At 70.2% G+C, this 1,092-nt stretch carries 1 protein-coding gene and 1 pseudogene; one reads left to right on the forward strand and one right to left on the reverse strand.

From position 1 onward, the window contains the following. Positions 1-172, forward strand: a pseudogene (locus ACWDRR_RS44485) (electron transfer flavoprotein subunit alpha/FixB family protein); the annotation flags it as partial. A 146-nt stretch (positions 173-318) separates the two neighbouring features. On the opposite strand, the gene ACWDRR_RS44490 reads toward ACWDRR_RS44485, so the two are convergent. Then, positions 319-753 carry a hypothetical protein gene (locus ACWDRR_RS44490; RefSeq protein WP_449778051.1) on the reverse strand — a complete coding sequence of 145 codons (435 nt, stop codon included), beginning with the start codon at positions 751-753 and terminating at the stop codon, positions 319-321. Between the last annotated feature and the right edge of the window lie 339 nt (positions 754-1,092).

Consider the following 1,092-nt stretch of genomic DNA (forward strand, 5'->3'; position numbering starts at 1 on the left):
CATCTCGGGTGCGATCCAGCACCGGGCCGGCATGCAGACCTCGAAGACCATCGTGGCCGTCAACAAGGACCCGGAGGCCCCGATCTTCGAGCTGGCGGACTACGGCGTGGTCGGCGACCTCTTCGCCGTGCTGCCGCAGCTCACCGGCGAGGTCCAGGCCCGCAAGGGCTGATCCGCCCGCCCGAGCCCGATACGCCGGAGGGCGTGGCACCGAGTACCCGGTGCCACGCCCTCCGGCGTATCGGCTGCTGCTTCGCCCGGTGTGCGTCCCGCAGGTGGTCCGAGCCTGCGGGACGCCGTCCGGGCGGTCCGCGCGTCCTACTCGGCGTACGCCGCCAGATGCTGGGTGAAGCCGCCCTGGCACGGCGGCAGCGGGCGCGGCTCCGCGGGCTCGACCCGCTCCGGCTCCTCCTGCGGCAGCAGCGTCAGCTCCGGCTGGTCGGAGTCGGCGGCCGGGGTCAGCCGGACCCGCGTCCCCACCGGGACGGTGCTGCGCAGGCCGCTGACGATGCACCACACGTCGAAGCCCTCGGCCATCCGGATCAGCGACTTCTGCCGCGCCAACGGGGTGCGCGCCTGTTCGACGGCGCACCGGCGCACCACGCCGGTGCCCTCGCTGCGCTCCAGCCGGAGGTCGGTGGAGCCGCAGGTGGGGCAGAGCAGCCGCTGGAAGGTCGGGTTGCTGCACCACGTACAGCGCTGGAAGTACAGCGGGAGGTTCTCGATGTCGGCGTCGATGGCTGAGTGGACCACGGTGTCATCTCCCTGCACTCGGACTGGGCTTGCGGCTCGCTGTGCGCCGCCGGGGTACGGCCGGCCCGGACGGCCGGGGCGTGCTCTCCGGTACTACGTCCGCGGTACGGCCTCCGTACGCCAGCAAAAGGATAGGGAACTCAGTACCGCCCTGTGAAGGCACTGAGTTCCCTTTTTGCTGCGCGCATGCATAATGAAGGGTACTGAGTACCGTCGTGAAACAGGAGTGCCGATCATGAGCCAGGACTTCGATCTCTTCCGGATCTCCGAGGAGCACGAGATGCTCCGTGAGGCGGTGCGTTCGCTGGCCGAGGCGAAGATCGCTCCGTTCGCGGCGGA

The sequence above is a fragment of the Kitasatospora sp. NPDC003701 genome, assembly GCF_053587085.1.